18 protein-coding genes are annotated in these 20,199 nt (G+C 49.3%); 8 read left to right on the top strand and 10 right to left on the bottom strand.

Features of this window, described 5'->3' with window-relative positions; genetic code table 11:
• Positions 1–50 precede the first annotated feature (50 nt).
• From BP71_RS33535 to BP71_RS33520, 4 genes are all read right to left on the bottom strand, one after another.
• On the bottom strand, positions 51–887 hold the full coding sequence (locus BP71_RS33535) for an O-fucosyltransferase family protein (RefSeq protein WP_496386031.1): 837 nt from the start codon (positions 885–887) through the stop codon (positions 51–53).
• A gap of 57 nt (positions 888–944) precedes the next feature.
• Positions 945–1,772, bottom strand: a complete 828-nt coding sequence (locus BP71_RS33530) for a hypothetical protein (protein ID WP_496386030.1) — start codon at positions 1,770–1,772, stop codon at positions 945–947.
• Between the two features lie 169 nt (positions 1,773–1,941).
• Complete coding sequence (locus BP71_RS33525) at positions 1,942–2,751, bottom strand: beta-barrel domain-containing protein (RefSeq protein WP_496386029.1); 810 nt, start codon at positions 2,749–2,751, stop codon at positions 1,942–1,944.
• 43 nt (positions 2,752–2,794) lie between these two features.
• Entirely contained in the window at positions 2,795–5,179 is a 2,385-nt protein-coding gene (locus BP71_RS33520) for a peptidase domain-containing ABC transporter (RefSeq protein ID WP_496386028.1), read from the bottom strand.
• 518 nt (positions 5,180–5,697) lie between these two features.
• Between BP71_RS33520 and BP71_RS33515 the strand changes: the two genes are divergently transcribed.
• Positions 5,698–6,915 carry a T9SS type A sorting domain-containing protein gene (locus BP71_RS33515; protein ID WP_496386027.1) on the top strand — a complete coding sequence of 406 codons (1,218 nt, stop codon included), beginning with the start codon at positions 5,698–5,700 and terminating at the stop codon, positions 6,913–6,915.
• 268 nt (positions 6,916–7,183) lie between these two features.
• On the opposite strand, the gene BP71_RS33510 is transcribed toward BP71_RS33515, so the two are convergent.
• Positions 7,184–7,672 carry an OsmC family protein gene (locus BP71_RS33510; protein WP_496386026.1) on the bottom strand — a complete coding sequence of 163 codons (489 nt, stop codon included), beginning with the start codon at positions 7,670–7,672 and terminating at the stop codon, positions 7,184–7,186.
• Positions 7,673–7,889: 217 nt separating this feature from the next.
• Between BP71_RS33510 and BP71_RS33505 the strand changes: the two genes are divergently transcribed.
• From BP71_RS33505 to BP71_RS33495, 3 genes are read left to right on the top strand one after another with little or no spacing between them, the layout of a single operon-like run.
• On the top strand, positions 7,890–8,216 hold the full coding sequence (locus BP71_RS33505) for an ArsR/SmtB family transcription factor (protein ID WP_496386025.1): 327 nt from the start codon (positions 7,890–7,892) through the stop codon (positions 8,214–8,216).
• A gap of 1 nt (position 8,217) precedes the next feature.
• Positions 8,218–8,712 carry an SRPBCC family protein gene (locus BP71_RS33500; protein ID WP_496386024.1) on the top strand — a complete coding sequence of 165 codons (495 nt, stop codon included), beginning with the start codon at positions 8,218–8,220 and terminating at the stop codon, positions 8,710–8,712.
• Complete coding sequence (locus BP71_RS33495) at positions 8,709–9,590, top strand: alpha/beta fold hydrolase (protein WP_496386022.1); 882 nt, start codon at positions 8,709–8,711, stop codon at positions 9,588–9,590. Before BP71_RS33500 ends, BP71_RS33495 begins: the two co-directional genes overlap by 4 nt.
• Positions 9,591–9,705: 115 nt before the next feature.
• Here the strand turns inward: BP71_RS33495 and BP71_RS33490 are convergent, their stop codons facing one another.
• Positions 9,706–10,182, bottom strand: a complete 477-nt coding sequence (locus tag BP71_RS33490; protein ID WP_496386021.1) for a group II truncated hemoglobin — start codon at positions 10,180–10,182, stop codon at positions 9,706–9,708.
• A 436-nt stretch (positions 10,183–10,618) separates the two neighbouring features.
• Here BP71_RS33490 and BP71_RS33485 point away from each other — a divergent pair, with 436 nt between their 5' ends.
• Positions 10,619–11,233, top strand: coding sequence for a RhiA family protein (locus BP71_RS33485; RefSeq protein ID WP_496386020.1), 615 nt, complete (start codon positions 10,619–10,621; stop codon positions 11,231–11,233).
• 25 nt (positions 11,234–11,258) lie between these two features.
• Here BP71_RS33485 and BP71_RS33480 read toward each other — a convergent pair whose 3' ends face one another.
• The 4 genes from BP71_RS33480 to BP71_RS33465 form a co-directional block, all read right to left on the bottom strand.
• On the bottom strand, positions 11,259–12,071 hold the full coding sequence (locus BP71_RS33480; RefSeq protein ID WP_496386019.1) for a helix-turn-helix domain-containing protein: 813 nt from the start codon (positions 12,069–12,071) through the stop codon (positions 11,259–11,261).
• Positions 12,072–12,109: 38 nt separating this feature from the next.
• The gene (locus BP71_RS33475; RefSeq protein ID WP_496386018.1) at positions 12,110–13,081 is read right to left on the bottom strand and encodes an aldo/keto reductase; all 972 of its coding nucleotides are present in this window, start codon (positions 13,079–13,081) and stop codon (positions 12,110–12,112) included.
• Between the two features lie 215 nt (positions 13,082–13,296).
• The gene (locus tag BP71_RS33470) at positions 13,297–13,677 is read right to left on the bottom strand and encodes a hypothetical protein (protein ID WP_496386017.1); all 381 of its coding nucleotides are present in this window, start codon (positions 13,675–13,677) and stop codon (positions 13,297–13,299) included.
• A gap of 232 nt (positions 13,678–13,909) precedes the next feature.
• On the bottom strand, positions 13,910–14,254 hold the full coding sequence (locus BP71_RS33465) for a carboxymuconolactone decarboxylase family protein (protein ID WP_496386015.1): 345 nt from the start codon (positions 14,252–14,254) through the stop codon (positions 13,910–13,912).
• Positions 14,255–14,576: 322 nt separating this feature from the next.
• Here BP71_RS33465 and BP71_RS33460 point away from each other — a divergent pair, with 322 nt between their 5' ends.
• The 3 genes from BP71_RS33460 to BP71_RS33450 all read left to right on the top strand — a co-directional run bounded on the left by BP71_RS33460 (position 14,577) and on the right by BP71_RS33450 (position 20,193).
• On the top strand, positions 14,577–15,185 hold the full coding sequence (locus tag BP71_RS33460) for a sigma-70 family RNA polymerase sigma factor (protein ID WP_496386014.1): 609 nt from the start codon (positions 14,577–14,579) through the stop codon (positions 15,183–15,185).
• A 251-nt stretch (positions 15,186–15,436) separates the two neighbouring features.
• Positions 15,437–16,489 (top strand): FecR family protein, encoded by a 1,053-nt coding sequence (locus tag BP71_RS33455; RefSeq protein WP_496386012.1) that lies wholly within the window; start codon positions 15,437–15,439, stop codon positions 16,487–16,489.
• Between the two features lie 182 nt (positions 16,490–16,671).
• Positions 16,672–20,193, top strand: coding sequence for a SusC/RagA family TonB-linked outer membrane protein (locus BP71_RS33450; protein ID WP_496386011.1), 3,522 nt, complete (start codon positions 16,672–16,674; stop codon positions 20,191–20,193).
• Positions 20,194–20,199: the final 6 nt, after the last annotated feature.

Genomic DNA, 20,199 nt, shown 5'->3' with positions numbered 1-20,199 from the left:
GGTTGACGAGATCGTAGAGAAAAAAGCGGCATATCAGGTACTGAGTTGGTTTATGGTTCGATCACAAGGTGCAACAGGTCCGGGTTAAGGAATGTGGCAAACAACGACATGGACGATTTGGAGGAGCTTAGCAACAACTGGCACTTCGACAGCACATAGCATTCCATCAGCGCATCCAGGGCACTCAGATAGGGCGTGGTGTGTGAAAAATGCAAGCCTTCATTTGTTTGGAGTGCCGCATACGTGCTTCGGAATTCATACATAATGGCTTTCTCTTTGTATTTTTCACGTACATACTCTTTTAGATGCAGCTCATCCGTTGCGAAGAAAAACTTATCGCAAATGCCCTTGGTCAGCATCAGTTCGATCCTGTGTTCATAGGCACTGAAATCAAGTAAAGGTGTTTCCCTGACTTTATCGGTTCCCCTGAAATGCACACCCACTATTTTCAGGCCTTCCAAATGCTGTTTATAAAAATCTTCAATCGGTTTGTGAATAGAGGTTTTAAGTACGAAATACTTATTGATCAGTAAGTTGGAAATAATCTTTTCGGAAGTGGATATGCGGCACCAGGATAAAAAATGGCCGGGATCGGAGATGGTGATTTTTCCAAGATTTGATAAATCGTTCTCACTTTTCCGATGACTTTTCCGATAGAAATATTCAAAGACATTCCGGCCTTTTTCTTTCTCAAAATAGAGATTCTTGTCGCCCAGAACCACGACAGGTTTGATGTCTTCCATTTCGCAGATATACAAACCATATAAAATGCAATAGAAGCAGGCAAACAGGCCGTGTGTAATGCTTTCGATAATGCAGTAATCATTTCTTCTAACTTCTCCGGTGATTTCAATTGTACCATATTTCTCAATCAAATAAGAATTCATATCAGCATCTCACGAAAATAAATGACCTGTATACATTCGTTTATCGGCCGACGGAAGTCATCTGTACCGGGTATCTACAAGCGTTCTTAATTCAGGTACCCGGTCATATTGATGTAAAATAAAAAATTCTGAACGAGAGGAATTTACCACCCGTCCGTTTGCATTGACAGACATATTTCCGTCGAGCAATTTAGTATGGTACTGGGCCTTTTTTGCAGGATCCATCGTAGTTCCCGCTTGTAATGTCCAGGCGTCCTCATGACTGGAAAACCGGGTTGTTTTTGACCAAACCCGGGACGAAAGCAGGATATTCATCGCCGTTTGGTCGGGATTGGAGATTGGGTTGTGTTTCGATAACAGGAAGATCTGCAATGCCAGATCGGACAGATACGCTGGTTTTCCTGCAATCACGCCGGCATTGTAAATGATTTGTTCCTGCATTGCGAATGCGACATCCGGGAAAGAATGGAGTAGATTTTCGTTGCTCCAAATTTCGTCTTTGTATTTTATTCCTTCCGAAGAAACAATCAGGCCAAACTCCGGTTCGGCTCCGAATGTATCCAGAAAATCGGACGGATTTTTTTGAAAAACGACGTCTCTTACGTCGGTCACAATGGCATATCTGATGTCATTCTGCTCTGCCAGAAACGAATGCAGGATGAGAAATCGGTCAACAACAATTAATGGAGAAACATAATCCTCCGGGACATCGATCACTTCCGCTTCTATACCCAGGTCTGTTACTTTTTCAACAGTTTCGTCCGTAACGTTGCCGAGAATCAATACTTTCCGGCCCTCGAATCCACATTGCGCCAAAGACTTTATCCAATTGTTCATCGCTGGAAATTCGTAACCAATGGCAATTCCAATGATCAGGTCATTCATTCCGACAGCGTTTTTTGATTGACGATGATTAATGATGTCTCGAAGCGAGCATATGTAATAATTGTAAGACTTTTTTGTATTAAAAATACCCTTAGTCAAGATCAAAAAAAATCAATTTCTCAAAATACTGGGAATGGAAACCTTATACAGTTCTCATTATCAGGTTCTGTTAATTTTTCAGGAAGAGTCGTTCTGCCAGGCGCCTTTCTCTTGTAATAATTTTTGCCTGTCCGCGCATTCCGATGCGATAGGGCAGTTCCTGTCCCTGTATCGTTTTTAATTTTTGCGGCAGATCGACATACCCCCAATACAAATTATCCTGCCCGGGCGACATCGACACATGCGATAAAGTTCCCTCGACCAATCCAAATTCCCTGTACGGGAATGCTTCCAGTTTGATAAGTACTTTCTGGCCAATGGCTATTTTTCCGAGGCTGGATTGGGAAAGGTGAATGACTCCCTGCACACCGTCAGTTGTCGGCAGGATGCTTAGTAACATTTGTCCCGGAGGAGATTCCCGCAGTTGCTGCCATGGGGCAGCGAGCAGGACCCTGCCCGACACGGGAGCTGCTAGGGTATTTCGTTTTGCAGGACCAGCGATTTTCCCTTTTGGCATTGCATGGCCGCTGGCTTTGTCTTCGGTGTATGCCAGAATTTGTCCTTCGACTACCAGGTCACCATCCTGTACCAGAATATGAGCCAGTTTTTCCTCTGACGGCAAGGACACCCTGGTGGGTACTTTACCGGAAGCCAGGGTGATGGGTGCAGAAACCGTGTCGGGATAACTTATGAGCCACGAGCCGGCAAGCAATAGGAGCATCAGGACAAAAAACAGGGTAACCCCCCAGCGGACAGGCCAGGTAGGCGGGCGACGTATGATCTCATGCAGCTCGTTGCTGTGAAGTTCGTGAAAAGGTCGGGCGATGGGCCCGGGGTCGTTTTTCCGTTCGGCGCTTTCAGTCATAGGGCGTTGGGGCATGCGGATAATGGTGGCCGGCAATATCGGTTGATCTGCATTCAGGTCATTCTGCTGCCAGGGCAAGCTGATTGCTTACGAGTTCAAAATACTTGCCTCTGAGTGCGACGAGTTCATCGTGTGTGCCGCTTTCAGCGATTTCTCCTTTTTCCATCACAATTATCTGGTCGGCATTTTTGACCGTGCTGAGCCGGTGGGCTACCACCACGACTGTCCGGCCCTGAAAAAACTTGTTCAGGTTCTGCACGATAACTGCCTCGTTACTGGCATCGAGCGCATTGGTTGCCTCGTCGAACAGCAGTATGTCGGGATTTTTGTAAACAGACCTTGCTATGAGGATGCGTTGCTTTTGTCCCTGGCTGATACCATTACCCTCCGCGCCGATCCTGGTGTGATAGCCTAGCGGGAGGGACTCGATAAAGCTATGGATATTGGCCGTGTGAGCGGCGCGATGCAATTTCTCCTCATCAATGATTTCATCGGATACGGCGATGTTGCGGGCGATGGTGTCTGAAAATATGAAGCCGTCCTGCATCACCACACCGCATTGTTGTCGCCAGGCACGATGCGAGATCAGTTTAAGGTCCAGCATACTTTCGTCCGGGCCGGTCGGAGGGTTCAGGTAAATTCCGCCACGCTGCGCATCGAAAAACCTGAGCAATAGTTTCAGCAAGGTCGTTTTCCCGCTCCCGCTGGTGCCGACAATCGCAGTAGTCTTGCCGAATGGAATGGTCAGGCTGATGTTTTGAAGCACCGGGAGGTTGCCGGCTCCCGGATAAGTGAAGGACAAATCGCGGACGACGATATCCTGGCCGTTGTCCCAGTTCGTGGAAGCGGCGATGTCCAAAGGCTCTTCATCCGGCATCTGATGAACTTCGTTGAGCCGTTCGAGGCTGATCTTTGCATCCTGCCACGATTGCAGAAATCCCATCATCTGTTCGACTGGTGCGTTGAACTGGGCCAGAATATATTGGACAGACATCATGGCTCCCAATGTAAGCTGGCCGTCGATCACAGCCTTGGCAGCCAGAAACGTAATGAATATGTTTTTGCCATTGTTGATCAGCAAAGCACCGGCCTGCTGCGATTGAGACAGTGAAAGGCTTTTGACGCTCCAGTTGAAAAGTTTGGCTTGCGTGCGTTCCCATTCCCACCGTTTCGATGTCTCCGCGCCGGAAAGTTTGATATCCTGCATACCCTGTACCAGTTGAACGATCTGGCTCTGGTTGCGCGACGAGGCCTCGAAACGATAGGTATCGAGCTGCCGGCGCCGTTTCAAAAAAGTGACTACCCAGATGGCGTAGACGACCGATGCGCCGATTGCAACCATAAAGATCGTTAGCTGGTAATAGGCCAGTACTGCACCAAAAACGAGGAGGTTGAAAAGTGAAAACAGGATATTCAATGTCTGTCCCGTCAGAAACGCCTCGATTCTTTGATGATCGCCAATGCGCTGTATGACATCCCCGAACTGCTTGATTTCAAAAAAGGAGATAGGCAGGCGCATCAGCTTGGATAAGAAACCCGACAGGATCGACAGGTTAAGCCTGGTGCTGATGTATAGCAATATCCAACTTCGGAGGAAATCGACGGCCGCTACGCTGAGCAACAGGACCAGTTGTGCGATAAGTACCAGGTATACGAAGGAAATGTTCCGGGTATCAATGCCGATGTCGACTACGGACTGGGTAAGGAACGGTATGATCAGGGAAAAACCGCTTCCTGCGAGCAGTGCCAGGAAGAGCTGTATGATTAGTTTTTTATAATGCAAGAGGTATCTCAGCATCGGCGTGAACCCCTGGTCATTGGCTTTTTCGCCCTCTTTTTCATAGAACCGGGAAGTTGGTTCAATCGAAAGTGCTATACCCGCCTTGGAACCATTTGTCTGGGTGCTAAGCCATTTGCTCTGAAACTCGGCGGAGTTAAAAGTAACGAGGCCAACGGCAGGGTCGGCAATGTAAAATGTGGTTTCAGCAAGCGTGTTGTCAGTCCCGGTCTCAGAAATTTCACCATTGAAAGATGGGGGTCTGTTTATATGAGCGGCATCCGTGACAAACGGTTGCTGATATTGCAGGGCGGTAGTTGGTTTTCGGCCGCCCCGGAGCGTCGCGAGGAACCGGCGGCTAAGGCTTTCCGGCGTTTTTATTTTATAAAGTACAACAAAATGACTTTGCCCCCAATGCAGAATGCAGGGCAAAGTCATTTCATGGACCAGTTTGGCAAAAGTGGTTCTGACTCCCACCGCTTTCATTCCGATGGATTCGGCAGCTTCGGCGATTCCCAGCAGGGAAACCCCCTCCTTGTTGATCTGAGCGCTTTCCCGCAGCGTCTGGGCAGTGTAATTTCTCCCGAAATAACTGGAAATCATCCGCAGACAAGTCGGCCCGCAGTCCATCTGATCCAGCTGTTTGAAATGAGGAAAATCAGGCATTGACGAAGTATTCAAGGGATGTGACTATACTTATACTTGAAAGACGGCAAGTAGACTCCAATACTCTTTTGACTGACTTTACTTCAAAACGACCTGTATTTGCGGGTTGGTTCAAAGCGGCATGGTGGCTACCGGTAGACCCTAATTTACAAGTTTCCTGATCTCTCTGCTGAACCAGGGAAAGGGTTGTAAAATACTTCTAGATTTAGTGTAGTATTTGTGTGTTGTAAAAATTGTTTATATAAAAATTTGTAATAATACTTCGAATATTTACATTTGAAGTAACCAACAGGCACCCACCGAATATTCCGTATTACTGACTTACATTTTGGACAAAATGTAGTGGGTTATCAGTCGCACCTGACCGTACGGAATCCCTATTTGACATTACCTCTGACTCCGCATTGAGACCCGGTCGTTCATTGTGGTTGACTCACTTTGGCCATTCTGTTCGACAAGGGCTTTTGTTACCAGAATTTTATCGCGTTCAATAATTTATTCACTTTAAATCTTCTAAAATGAAAGTGACGTCTATTTATCGTTCCTGGGGTGCCTGGCGAGTCGCTTTGCCTCTGCTGTGTTGTTTTTTGATACTGGCTTTTACCGCGTCGGCAATTACTATTAGTGGCCCCACGAAGTTATGTCCTGGTGGGGCCGGTACGTATACTGTGAGTGGATTGCCGGCAGGTACCAATCATTGGAAATGGTACGTCAATGATCCCGGTCTGGGCGTAGTACACGACAGGGTTGTTGGTTCCGGTTGGGATTTCTCCTATACTTTTGCCAATACCGCGGCCAATGCGGTAGTGGTAGTTGAAGCCTGGGCGGGGCTGGTTAAGTTGGGCGATCAGTCGCTGAATGTTTCTCATACTCCGCCGTCACCCGGCATTCCTAATGGCGGGTTCGTACTGGGTTGTTCGGCCAATCAGGAAGTACCTATTTCTTCGCTTCCGATCTTGCAGAATAACGCTGCCGACTGCTATTTTCACTGCGGAATGAGGTGGTCGGCACCCTCGGGATGGAGCTTGAAACGGGTTGGATTTCCATCATCAAACCCATTGAATTTTGCGGAATCCGTTGTATTCCCGTCCGGGCTGTCGAATGGAAATGTCGGAACGCTGACGGTAACAGCGCTGTACGCTGACTGCGGCGGGTTTATCAATACCTCCTCAAACGCAACACTCTGGTATGGTCCTCCGATTGTGCAGTTTCCCAATCAGCAGTTATTTGACGCAGGATCAAACATGTGGGAGCTATATCATAGTCCGCAGCCCGGAACAACTTCCGGCTGGTCGGTCGTGTCGGGTTCAGCTTCATTGGTACCCGTCGGATCGGGTGTATATGCCAGTTCAATGTCCGGAGCAGTCGTTCAACTCACCGTTACCAACAGTTGTGGCGCCTCCACGCCGTACAATTTCAATATCCCTCCGGCAGGAAGCATGCTGCTCGCGTATCCCAATCCGGCCAAAACGACGCTAACGTTACAGGTCAAAAACGCCGATTTTACACAGCATCTACCGGAGCAGGTCTGGCTTTATTCAGAGAAAAGCGGTCAGAAAGCAATGACGATTTCTGTTCGTGAAGCGTTCGGCGAATCTTCCGCAGGGCCGGGGAAAATAAATGTCGACGTTGAAAAATTGCCAAGGGGAATTTACTATTTGCATGTTCCGCCATCGAAAGATTCCAAAGATTCCAAAGATGCCAAGATTGAGAAATTACGTGTCATTTTAGAGTAGAACAATTTGGCCGTTGTCTGTTCGTGAACAGGCAACGGCCATGCTTTATCAATTCAATATGACGGGCGCTGGTTTCTGCGTCCATTTTTTTCTGCGTGGCGAAACCGAAAAAGAACACGTCGTCAAATTCAAACCCTCATATCAGGTCATCCCATGGTCGGCGTAGGAGAGGCCTGAATAGTGCAGCTTGTTCCGTTTAAAACCGGCGGATGACAATGGTTACCGACAGGTTGTGGCTGAATGAATCAGTCTCCCAAAGCAAATAGAGCTACTCATCAGTTGATTCCGATCCCGCAATGGCCTTTGCCTGATGGTGCACCGGGAAGTTGACTGAATTTGCAATGAAACAAAGCGCATTGGCCCGTTCGTGAAGCTGATTGGCGAGCCCGATCATCGAAGAATCCGCAACAGTCACAACCGGGTAAAGCGTCACTTCTGTAAAATGCCCGCCGCCGTCCGGCGTCTCGGCCATCGTTCCGGTGGCTTCATCGATATAACCGGTGACCACAACCCCATGCGTTGTGCACACATGCAGGTATGAAAGCATGTGACAGGTTGACAACGCGGAGAGCAGCATTTCCTCGGGATTGTGCCTGGACTTGTCCCCGCGAAAAGCCGGATCGGAGGAGCCGTCGATCTGAGGCTTTCCTTCGACCAGGATACTATGGCTGCGTTCATATGAGCGGTACGACGAAGTGCCGGTGCCTGTGTTGCCAGTCCAGCGGACGGTGAGCTTATAGTGATGTTCTCCTTTCATAGTCCTGTTATTTGCAGTGCAAAACTAGTACGGTTTCCCGGCTTTTGGCTGTCCAATTTCCAGAAAGTAAATGTACCAATCTACCCGGCGGGCTACGGACGACGTTCCGGCCAAGTCTGCTTCGGAGCCCTTGCGCTATAAAAAAGCGTTAATCATGAAAATAAATTTGCGCAATTAAATGATTGCACATATATTCGCAATCATTTAATTGCATGACATGATTTTACGACGAGATGTTTTTCAGGCTATTGCAGATCCTACCCGGAGGCAAATTATCGATCTGCTGGCAGAGCAGCCGCTCAATGTGAACTCAATAGCGGAACGATTCGAGGTGAGCAGACAGGCTGTTTCGGTGCATGTAAAAATCCTTTCAGAATGTGGCCTGGTGATCATCAGGCGGCACGGAAAAGAGCGGTATTGCGAGGCGCAATTGGGCAAGCTTGGTGAGGTGGCGTCCTGGACCGAGCAGTATAAAAAATATTGGGAAGGCAGGTTCACGGCCCTGGATACATATTTAAACACTTTAAAAACCAAAAAATCCTAAAATGCAAAAAGACCAACCTGGGGTCGACGCTGCGTCGGAGTACGTACAGATCACCCATGTTTTTGACGCAGATGCTGAAACGGTTTTTGCCGCCTGGACAAACCCCGCCCATTTGCCCGCCTGGTATGCGCCGGAAGGGTGCAGTATCGAATTCCGGAAACTGGACATCCGCAAAGGGGGGAGCTATCATTCCTGCATTCATAATCCGGAACACGGCGATTGCTGGTGTAAAGGTACCTATGTAGAATTGATCATTCCCAGCAAGATCATTTTCACAATGGAAGTTACGGATGAAGAGGGCAATGATGTCGACCCTGCAAGCGCCGGTATGCCGGCGGACTGGCCTGCCAAAACTGTGGTGACCGTCGACTTTAAACCGATGGGACTCAAAACAGAGATGACGCTTCATCAGACGGTGAATGCTTCCCTTGCCAAATCTACGGGCGCGCTGCCAAGCTGGATTCAGATGTTTAACCGACTCGCCAGGCAATTATGAAACGGATATTGATCGGGTTATGCACAATTCTATCCTACACCGCTGTGGCTGACGGAAGTATGTCAGAAAGTGATATGAAGGGAATGAACAGCAACGATACGGTGCCATTCAAAAGCGGGTATTCGACTGTGAATGGAATCAAGATGTATTACGAAATCTATGGAAAAGGATTCCCTCTCGTCCTGATTCACGGCGGCGGATCAACGATCCAGACTACTTTCGGACGTGTTATTCCAATTCTGGCCAAACATCGACAGCTCATTTGTGTTGAATTACAGGCTCATGGAAGAACAGAAGACCGAAACGCACCGCTTTCATTTGATCAGGATGCCGATGATGTGGCCTCGCTGTTAAGCAACCTTTCAATCGAGAAAGCCGACTTCTTTGGATTCAGTAATGGCGCAAATACAGCTTTAAAGGTTGCCGTTCGGCATTCACGAATATGCAACAAGGTGATCGCGGGATCTTTTTTGCTTAAACGCAGCGGAACATTCCCGCAATTCTGGCAATCGATGAAAAGCCCCAGTTTTTCGCAGATGCCACAGCCATATAAGGACGCCTTTCTTCATGTAACGCCCGACTCGGCGAAACTGCATAACCTGTTTCGCAAGTGTGCCGACCGGATGAGCAACTTCAGGGATTTCACAGACGAGGAGATAGCCTCTATCAAGAGCCCGGTTTTACTGGTTAATGGTGATGCGGATGTTGGTAGCTCACAGCATGTTATCGATATGGCCAGGCTTATTTCATCCTGCCATATCGCGATCATCCCCGGTGGTCATGGCGCCTATATTGGAGAGATTGTTGCCCTCCGGTCGGGTAATAGTCTGTATCGCTCTTTCGTGCCTGTCGTAGAGGCATTTTTGGATGAAAAGTAACAGCCTTCAGCTGCAAAAGGAATTCAGCGCCGCAGCCACGACGCCCTGAGTTATACCGGAAGGGCAGTCCAATCCTGAAGAAGGTTGTGAGTTGCAAAAAAGGTCTCAGACTGTCCTATCCCATATAGGGCCCTCCCGGAACACCCCAGCCCCATTTGGGCATCGGCTCATCGGGGTTCATCTGCAGGTCGTCGCTATTGGAATTGATGACGGCAATCCGGGTGCCCCATTCGATATAGGCGACGAATGCCGAACGGAACTCGGGATCGTCGGGAAGGTTGATTTCATCGGCAGTCTCCAGAAGGAGCGAAACCCACCGTTTGCGATGTTGCTCGGTAAGGTGCCTGGCCAGGTGTTTTTGGATCATTTTAAAATGGCTGCCCTCGGCTGTGCTGTACCATTCGGGGCCACCCAGTACTTCGGCAATGAAATGCGCGACATGCAACTGGTGTTCGGGGGACATATGCTTGAAAACCGGTTCCAAAAGCGGGTCTCGCAGCACTTTTTTGTAGAATGAATCAGTTAGTTTTTCAAAAACAGGCATTCCTCCGGCCCATTCGAAAAGGGTGGGGGGAGAGATTTTTTGAGTCATGGCAAGTTAAATAATAGATGATAATGATGGTGCATCGAATCACCGCTCCGTTAGGGGCGCGTCAGTAGCAGTCTTTGTCCTTGAACCTGAAATCCGCTGCTCAATGTTGCAAATTAAGCAGACATAGTAAACCAAGCTAACTTTAACAACTAAAATCACTATTGCGTGACGGTTGTTCGTCGGCAGCACCCCAAGGGCGTGGCGTGCAAACGTATGTGTTGGTCCGGAACCCCCGAAAGATGAGAGATTTGGAGGGCCATCAACCCGTTCATGACCGGTTAATAAGATTTCTTTATGGATCCCGGGAAAATCAGCGGGTGCCGGCCTTTCCCTCGCAGGATGTTCCGATATCGATTTGCCAGGCATCGAAAATGCCGGGGATCAGCACTGTTTTGAACCGGAAAGCAATCACTTTAAACCCAGACAACCATCGACCATGGCCACTTACACCATCAATTTTCTCAACGATTCCAGCACAGCGGGGAGCTTCTGCGTGTTCCAGCAAAATCCCAATAGTCCAAACCCGGGCAGTTTCCCGCTGGCATGGCTTGTGCAACCAGCTAACCCACACAGCAGGGTGCCGATTTCCTGGAATACAGATTTGTATTTTTTCTGGGCCAAAACCGGAGAATTGATGCCGGGGGTGATCTTTAATGCCGGAGATGCATTACGGACCAGTCTCACCGAAAACAATGCGGTAACAGTAACCAAGCAAGACGGCAATTATCGATTTGTTGATCAGAGAAATGGATATCAGCAAGGTACGCTGAATGTCATGAGCGACAATACCACTGCTTTTCACCAGGCGAGCGTGGGCATAGGCATGTCGGGTTCGGGTACGTTCGCAGTGCAGGCGCAACCTAACATGACGTTTTCGTTTTCCCCCCGCCCCGAGTACTGGATCATGTTCGGTGAGTTTAAGCAAGGCCAGGTGATGGACCAATCCCAGATGCACAATGCAGCTCAGATTGTTTTCCCCTACGGCATCTTTTCGATGAATGCTACGCTTAATATGGATAACACCTGGACCGTAACACAGGGAATGGATTAGGAAAACGTCGACACTTCCCCGTTAGCTAAAGCGACCACTCGGTGGGTGCCTTACCGAATTTTTTCTTGAATGAATGGGAAAAGTGGGAGAGGCTTTCAAATCCAAGGTCCAAATAAATTGCGGATGGTTTTTTGTTCTTGGTTTCAATGAGATGTCTGGCTTCCACGAGCCTCCTTTCTTGAAGCCAATGGCGGGGAGCCATGCCAAATATCCTCTGAAAATCACGCTTGAAACCGGCCAGGCTCCTTCCTGTGAGCCTGGCAAACTTTTCAACCGGAACATTATAATGAAAATTGCTGAGCATGAATTTTTCCAGATCCATTTTGTAAGGTTCTGAAAAGTCAAAAAGTAATTCTTCCAGCTCGGGCTTGGTATGCATAAGCAGATGCACCGCTTCTTTGACTTTAAGCATACCAAGCCTGGTAGTGATTGGTTCCCCGGGGTTACGGATATACGGGATCACCGACTGAAAGAAAGCACGCAGAAAGTCATTCGCCGGAATGAGTACATTAGGCGGCCCGGAATATTTATGTCCGGTTTCTACCTGTTCTTCAAGGGCGATCGTCCGGAGCAGGTCCTCCTGCAGACAGATAACGATAGTTTGGTAATCCTGGCCGTCGAGAGGTGTCTTGGTGATTTCGCCCAGTTGGTTCTTTTGTATCAGCAGCATCTCACCGGCGTCCATCCCAATCTTTTGCGTAGCGGTTTCGAGCGAAAAACGGCCCGAGACCTGCATTACCAGCGTATTATGTTCCAAAAAAGCCACTTTATCTTTTCTCTCCTTCGAGAAATAAGAGTAAAAGACCACGCCGGGGACTATTTCAGTTGGATTTATCACGCGGTAAAGATATTAAATCCAGGGCTTACTCGGCCCTGCTATCGTTGAAGGTAAGTGCCGCCCAGTATCGCGCCCGGAGCAAAATGTGTGTCAAGCGCCTCTTTCTCCTCCGCATCGAACGTGATTTCCATCGCCGCCAGGTTTTCGGGCAGCCGTGATCTGCGGCTCATGCTTACCAGGGGCATGATATGATCGCCCTGCGTATTCACCCAGGCGATCGCCAGCTGTGTAGGCGTGCATTCTTTTTGCTTTGCCATTTGCTTCAATATTTCTACTTTTTCCAGGTTCCGGACGAGGTTCTCTTCCTGAAACCGGCTGAAATGATGCCGGTAGTCGCCGACAGGAAGAGGAGCCTTCATGTCGCCGGTGAGCAGCCCCTCGGCTGTGTTGGCAAAGGCCACCACCCCAATACCCAGCTCTTCGGCGGTGGGGAGCAGGTCACTTTCAATTTGCCGGTCGGCCAGTGAATAGCCGATTTCCAGCGCCGTAACAGGATGAACGCCATGAGCTTTGCGTAATTGGTCGGCGGTAATTTCGGAAACGCCCAGGTAACGGACTTTTCCTTCTCCGATCAGGTCGCCGACGGTGCCGATCACATCCTCAACCGGAACACTGTTGTCGAGCCGGCAAGGCTGATAGAGATCGATGGTATCGATGCCCAAACGTACGAGCGAATAGTTGACGAAGTTTTTGATGGCTATCGGGCGCAGATCCAGCCCAAGCCATTGCCCGTTGTAAAAGATTGCGCCAAACTTGACACTGATGAAAGCATCGTTACGGCGTCCCCTGATGGCTTTGCCGACCAGCAGCTCGTTGTGCCCGGAACCGTAAAAATCTCCCGTATTCAGGAAGTTAATGCCGCTATCCAGCGCCTTTTGAATGGTCGCGATGCTTTCGGCTTCGTCATGGGCAGGCCCTCCCCATACGGGGGACATGCGCATACAGCCTAATCCAAGTTTGGAAACGAGTGGCCCGTTTTGGCCGAGGTTTATTTTTGCTATCGTTGTCATCTTGTTTGATTTTAACGATACAAAGGTGGGCCGTTATGACCCTCTGCCGATTTCCTCCACGGCTCAAATTACTTGCCTGTACGGATCAGTATAGTGGCGAGCAGCCTTGAATGCATGCCCGATTGAAGATCATTTTGGGTATCAGATGGATTTTGCAGCATAGGATAGCGCCGTTACTGCCATGCATTGTTTTGACAGGGCCGGACGCCTGCTGATTATTGATAGGCACTCATCATGGAGATATAATAGTTTGCACAATGTAGCGAAGTCATCAACAGCACCTCTTTACCGGAAAAAAGCTCAAAATCATCCGATGTGGTTATCTCAAATTCATAATTCATCTTGCTCCATTTGAGATGCGGTTTCATGACTAAAAGCTCGGCCCCGCCTTGGTTTGCAAGTATAAACGATTCCTTAAAAAAACCTCTGTGTTTAAAAACATAGCCTTTTTCATCGTCGTTGAAATGAGTTTGTATTACAATTTCTCCATGCCAGTTCATCTGGAATTTTAGTATCACTTTTTCGTGCTGTCTGACTTCAACAGTCGTTCCCCAAAAACCTTTGGGTTCGACCTGGTAGTTCGCGTTGTTTGTCATTTCCATTAAAGCGTCAAACCTGAACCAACTTTTGTAGGAAAGTTTTCCGATCAGTTTGTCACCTTCTGTCAGATCAAAACGTAGCGAGTTGTTCGGTTTTGCCTGATAATTCTGCCATAGTCGTTTCGGTTTTTTTGGTTCGGACAGGGCCTGATCTGGTTACACATGCCCCGGTAACTGGCTCGTTTTCAATACAAAATACGCAATCTTATTTTGCATTGTTATAGGCGCATCAGGATTGTTTCTGGCTGATTTCTTCAAAGAGCCTCATGGCGAACAAGCCGTTGCCTACCGCGCCACCCGCGCGTAATGCGGCGGCGATAAAAACCGTTTCTGCGATCTCTTCACGGCTTGCCCCGGCGCGGACCGCATTCTCGATATGCGATTCGATGCAGAAAGAACATTGGGTGGTCAGGGCGACCGCAACCGATATCAGCTCCCTATATTTCACCGGAATCACGCCATCTGCACGTTCGGCAGTGTGTTTAAGATTAAGGAACGCCGCCGCTTCTTTTTTTGCTGCATTGATCAGGGTTTCCGTGTAAGCCCGGTCGCCAGGGTTTTGATATTCAGCCATCGGATATTTTGAATGTTTGGAAAGTATGAGATGAAAAGGACCAAATATCTGTAAGTTACTTTTCTTAGGGCAGGCTTTAAAAAGACCGACAGGTGGTTGTGCCGGTTGGTTTATGATACGGCCATGGAAGCCAGCGGTGGGTCGCTGCACTTTAAAGCAGTCGGGTTAGCCTGGAAACAGATGTACTGTTCTTTCCGAACCATTTGCACTTCCGCGGGATAATTCGTAAAATGCTTACGGAGAAGCCTTTTATGGCATTGGCCATCCTGGCTGAGAGAGACGGCCGTTTGCGTCCGGTATAACCATTACAGATAATCGTTTTATGACACCAGGAGCTGATCAGACGAACTACGATCTGTATTCGACGCTGCCCGATGAAATGCTGGGAAGACTGCTTTTCACGGGAGACGCGAAAGCTTACGAGGCTATTTACCAGCGTTACTGGCGGTCACTTTTCTCTGTCGCCTGCTGGAAAACGAATAGTCAGATCGCCGCCGAGGAGCTGGTCCAGGAGATATTTGTAAGATTGTGGGAGAACCGGCAAAAGACGCTGATCGAGAATCCGGAGGCCTACCTGAAAACGGCTCTTAGATACAGTGTGATTGGCTTTATTAAATCGAAGCTTGCCAATGCCAAAGCCGAACTGGGAGAGGCGTCGGAACAGCCTGCCGACCAGCTTGCCGACACCGGCGTAGATCTGGCGGAATTGTCGACGGCACTTGAAAATGCCCTGAATATGCTTCCCCCAAAGACCCGGCTGGTATTTCAGATGAGCCGTTTCGAACATCGCTCCACCTCCGAAATAGCACGTCAGCTGGGATTGACCGATCGCGCTGTTGAATACCACATCACGCAGTCGCTTCGACTGCTGCGATTTCAGTTGAAGGACTATCTGGCCTATACGGTCGTCGCCTCGCTGCTGTTTTCATAGTTCTTTTTTCGCATACACACATATTCCAGCCAGATCTTCAATGGAACTCCCACCGGCTTTGTCAGCTGAAACCGGGTTCTGGGCAGCTATTTCTTTTTTTGTTGAAATGTATTTTGTAATTTGATTATTTCAAGATTATTTGAGTTTTGTTTGTATTTATTTTTCATTATTCGAATAAGTGCAAATTTTCTTTACGGCTCCCTCACTTTTTTTTCACTATATCTGTGAGAACCAACTGATGTCGCAAAATAATGAATCGATCTACTCTTCTTGACTTATTGACTCGTTATGAAGCGCATTCGTGCACGCCCGAGGAATGTCAGCTGGTTGAGCAATGGTATGAGCTGCTTGGAGAACCCATCGAAATTCCTTTAACGGAAGAGCAATGGCTTGTCATGGAGCGAAAGCTTTGGCGTCAGGTTCAGCCTCCGGTACCCGAAGAGGAATCTGCTTCCGAATCGCCGGTGAGGCCGCTGTGGCATAAAGTGGCATTGATCGCCTCCGGAATAGCTGCCGCTGTTGCAATTATTGTCGGTTTAAATTGGAACGAAAAGCTACTGCCCGGCTGGTTTGGACGGCAGTCGCTGATCCACCAGGTAGAGCAGACAGACTGGAAGCATTACGCAAATGAGACGGGGAAACCCCGGGACATCAGGTTGCCGGATGGAAGTCTGGTTGTGCTGTCGCCGAATGCGCAGCTGGCTGTGCACAAGTCCTTTAACAAGAACAACAGGGATGTGAGGTTATTGGGAGAAGCCAGTTTTAATGTACATCGCGATCCGGGCCGACCGTTCCTCGTTTATTCCGGCGATATCATTACGAAAGTACTGGGTACGACTTTTAAGATCCGTGCAGGTGATCCCGGGCAGCCTATTCAGGTAACCGTTCAAAGCGGCAAGGTAACGGTGTTCCGGCCGGCTGCGGACGAACTTGCCAGCGTCAGTCCGAACCGCGGTGTCATCCTGACGCCCAATCAGAAGGCAACTTATTTTCCTGATAACAAGCAATTTGTTACCGGTATTGCCGAGGATCCCCAGCCTATTGCGGCCTTAGTGGAGGCGAAAGATGTACCACCGTCCCTGGAATTTACGGATACGCCGATAGGAGAGGTGATCCGTCAGCTTGAAGACATTTACGGGATGGAAATCGAACTGGAACAGGAATCCCTGAGCCATTGCCCGTTTACGGGAAATCTCACCCATCAGGCCCTCTATACCAAGCTGGAATTGCTTTGCGGGACGATCAACGGGAGTTACGAAGTGCGGGGAACCAAGATCCTGGTTACCGGAAAAGGCTGTCAATAACCCATCTCTAAACCCAGTAATTATGCGCTGAACTTTATCTGACCTCTGGAAATGAAATCGGTACCGTGGCAGCGGTACCGACTTTCTCCGCCCTTCCTGTATCTCGCAGAACATCCATTTCAGGGTGTGACAGGGCTCTTTTTGCTAAATCCTAAACAAAAACTTAACAAACATTCAAAAGTATGAAAGACCATCTACTTTGTCAATCCTGGCTTTGGGTAGTTATGAAACATTCACTGTACCAACTTTTCCTGGCCGCTTTTTTTATGAGTGCCATACAGGCCCGCCATACCCATGCACAAAACCTGCTGGAACGGATCGTCACGGTCCATTTTGATCAGACAGACGTGAGCACGTTTTTAAACACCCTTGAAAAATCGACCGGTGTGGACTTCGTATACAGCTCGAAAGCGATCGGGGCAAACCGGAAACTATCCGTTCACCAGACTAATCAGAAACTGGCATTCGTACTCGAAGCAACATTAAAACCGATGAACATCGGTTTCCGGCAAGTGGATGGTTCCATCCTTCTGCACCGGTCGGTGGGAACTTCCCAGCCGGCAGACGGTGATCCTTCGAATTCCGTGGGTACAGTTCCGGCATCGGCTGCCCAGGATGTCACGATCACAGGTATTGTTACAGACGAAAAAGGAGAAGGCCTGCCCGGCGTGAGCGTGGTGGTTAAAGGTACCCAGCGTGGAACAGTCACTGCCGCCAATGGCGCGTACAGCATCGGCGTGACGTCGGACAACGATATGATCGTGTTTTCTTTTGTTGGATACCTGTCACAGGAAGTGGTTGTCGGAAATAGGAAGAAGATCGACGTGCTGATGACCACCGATACCAAAGCGCTGGAAGAAGTAATGGTGGTGGGCTATGGCACCCAGAAAAAATCGGACCTTACGGGGGCGGTCAGCTCGGTAAAGGGGGCCGACTTAACCCGGCTGCCTACCCAGCGCGTGGACCAGGCCTTGCAGGGGCGTGCGGCGGGCGTGATGGTGCAGAATACAGACGGCGCTCCCGGCGGCAATGCCACTATACGCGTCCGGGGCGGCAACTCCATTACAGGAGGTAACAACGCACTGGTAGTGGTGGATGGGATTCAGGGCGTCAATATCACAACCATCAACCCAAACGATATCGAATCGCTCGAAGTTTTGAAGGATGCATCGGCAACGGCGATTTACGGAGCACGTGGGGCCAATGGCGTTATATTGATTACCACCAAAAGGGGCGCATCCGGGAAGGCAGTTTTTAACTACGGTTTTAGTATGGGCGTTCAAACGCTCAATCATAAGCTGGATCTGATGAATGCAGGCGACTATGCCCGGAAGTCCAACGACTGGGCCGCAACACAAAATGGTACGCCAAGCGCCCCGATCGAGCCGGTCCTGCCTTTTTCAACGGAACAAATTGCAAAACTGGATGCCGGCGGCGGAACCGACTGGCAGGAGGAGATTTACCGCAATGGCAAAATGCAGAATCACCAGCTATCGGTCAGCGGCGGGAATGAGTCTGCGCGGTATTTTGTGTCTGCCGGATATATGAACCAGCAGGGCATCGTGCTGAACACCAAATATGCCCGCTATAACCTGAGAAGCAACCTCGATTTTAAGGTTACCAGCTGGATGAATGCCGGCATCAATCTGAATGTGATCAAGGACAAAGGCAATGTTCCTCCGGTGGGAGAGGGGACGCGTTTCGGAGACATTCTCGGGCAGGTGATCAATACCGTCGCGCGATTTGACCCGGTTACGCCCGTATACGATGCGAATGGAAATTACAACACCAAGGCATTGAAGGGCGGACCGGACGGCTCCAAGATCTATGCCGACAACGACGTGTGGAACCCGGTGGCTACGGCATTGGAAACAAAGTCGGAGAAGAACAATATCACAAATGAGATCAGTACCTTTCTTGACTTCAAACTACTGAAAGGATTGTCGCTGAGAGTTACCGGTGCTGCCAGCATCAACTCCAGTGATGAGCAGCATTATTACAGTACCAAAACGCAGCCCGGGCGCGGTGTGAGCGGATTGGGCGACCTGGCTGAAAACAGTTACCAGTACTTCCAGAACTCCAACATCCTTACGTACAGCAGTATTTTCAACAAGAAGCATGCGCTCACCGTTACCGGAGTGGCCGAGCAGCAACTGATACAGTCCAAAAGTTCTTTTATTTCAGCCCAGGGGTTTTTCAGTGATGACACCGGGATCAACGATCTGGGTGGTGCATCCCAGATCAATGAGCGGTATAATTCCCAGGCCAAGCAGGTACTGAACTCTTTCCTTGGCCGGGTGAATTACGTGTTTGACGAAAAATACATGATCACGGCCAGTTACCGGGCAGACGGTTCTTCGGTTTTCGGATCCAACAACAAATGGGGCTACTTCCCCTCCGCTGCCGCCGCGTGGCGGATTTCCCAGGAGGAGTTTCTTAAAAACGTCAATGTCATTTCCAATTTAAAGCTGCGGGCCAGCTGGGGCAAAACCGGTAACCAGGCCATTCAGCCGTATCAGACGCTGGCGACCGTTGCGTCCGGTTTTAACTATCCTTATGACGGGAACGATACACCCAATATCGGCTTCCAGCTGGGCAGGGCTGCCAATCCGAATCTGAAATGGGAAACCACCAAACAGGCCAATGTGGGGGTGGATCTGGGGTTCTTTGGCGAACGACTGGTGGCGACGGTGGATATCTATAAAAAAACGACCACGGACCTGCTGCTTAATAAACAGGTAGAGGCGTACACGGGATTTGCCACCATTCTCTCCAATGTAGGCTCAATCGAAAACAAAGGGCTTGAAATTTCGGTTGGCGGCAAGCCTTTCACAGGCGAGAAGCTGAGATGGAACACTTCCTTCAATATTTCTTTCAACCGGAGCAAAGTGCTGACCTTGCTGGATAATGCTCCCCTGGCTATTCGTACCAATACCGGCGGTGGTTACCAGATCTATGGAAGCGGTTTTTCCCTGAAATACCTGCAAGTGGGACAGCCTGTGGATCAGATGCGCGGCTACGTCAACCTGGGTACATGGAGCGAGGCGGAAAGGGAGCAAGCCAAAAAAATGGGACAGGCGCCGGGCGAGGCCAAATGGAAGGACGTTAACGGCGATGGAAAAATAACAAGGGCCGGCGATGGCCTGGAAGTGATCGGAAATGCGTCGCCCAAGTTCATCTATGGCTGGAACAATAGCATTAGCTACAAAAACTTCGATCTGACATTTCTCATACAAGGGGGGTATGGTAACGACATTTTCAATGCAGTGCGCATTAAGACAGAAAATCCTTCAAACGGTTTGAGCAGCAACCTCAAAAAACGGTGGACGATCGACAACCAGCATACCAGCGTACCTGTATTCATGGGTACACGCGAACGGAATTCGCTGGAACTGGGTGCTAATCAGACGGCGGGCATTGGTGTGGATCAGCGTTCAAGCCGGTGGATTGAGAATGGCTCGTATCTCCGGATGAAGAATGTTACGCTGAACTATACCATTCCTGCTGCCATCGCCGGCAAGATCGGTGCCAGCAGACTGTCGGCCTACGTCACGGCTATCAACCTGTTTACCCTTACCCGATACACGGGATACGATCCCGAGGTGAGCTCGTTCAATGCGGGTGGTGCCGGTGGGCTGGGTATAGACCTGAGTAATTATCCCACGGGCAAAGTATTCATGTTTGGGGTCAATCTTACATTTTAACAAGCA

Source organism: Dyadobacter ginsengisoli DSM 21015, from assembly GCF_059568735.1.
This window is presented reverse-complemented; position numbering and strand designations above follow the sequence as displayed.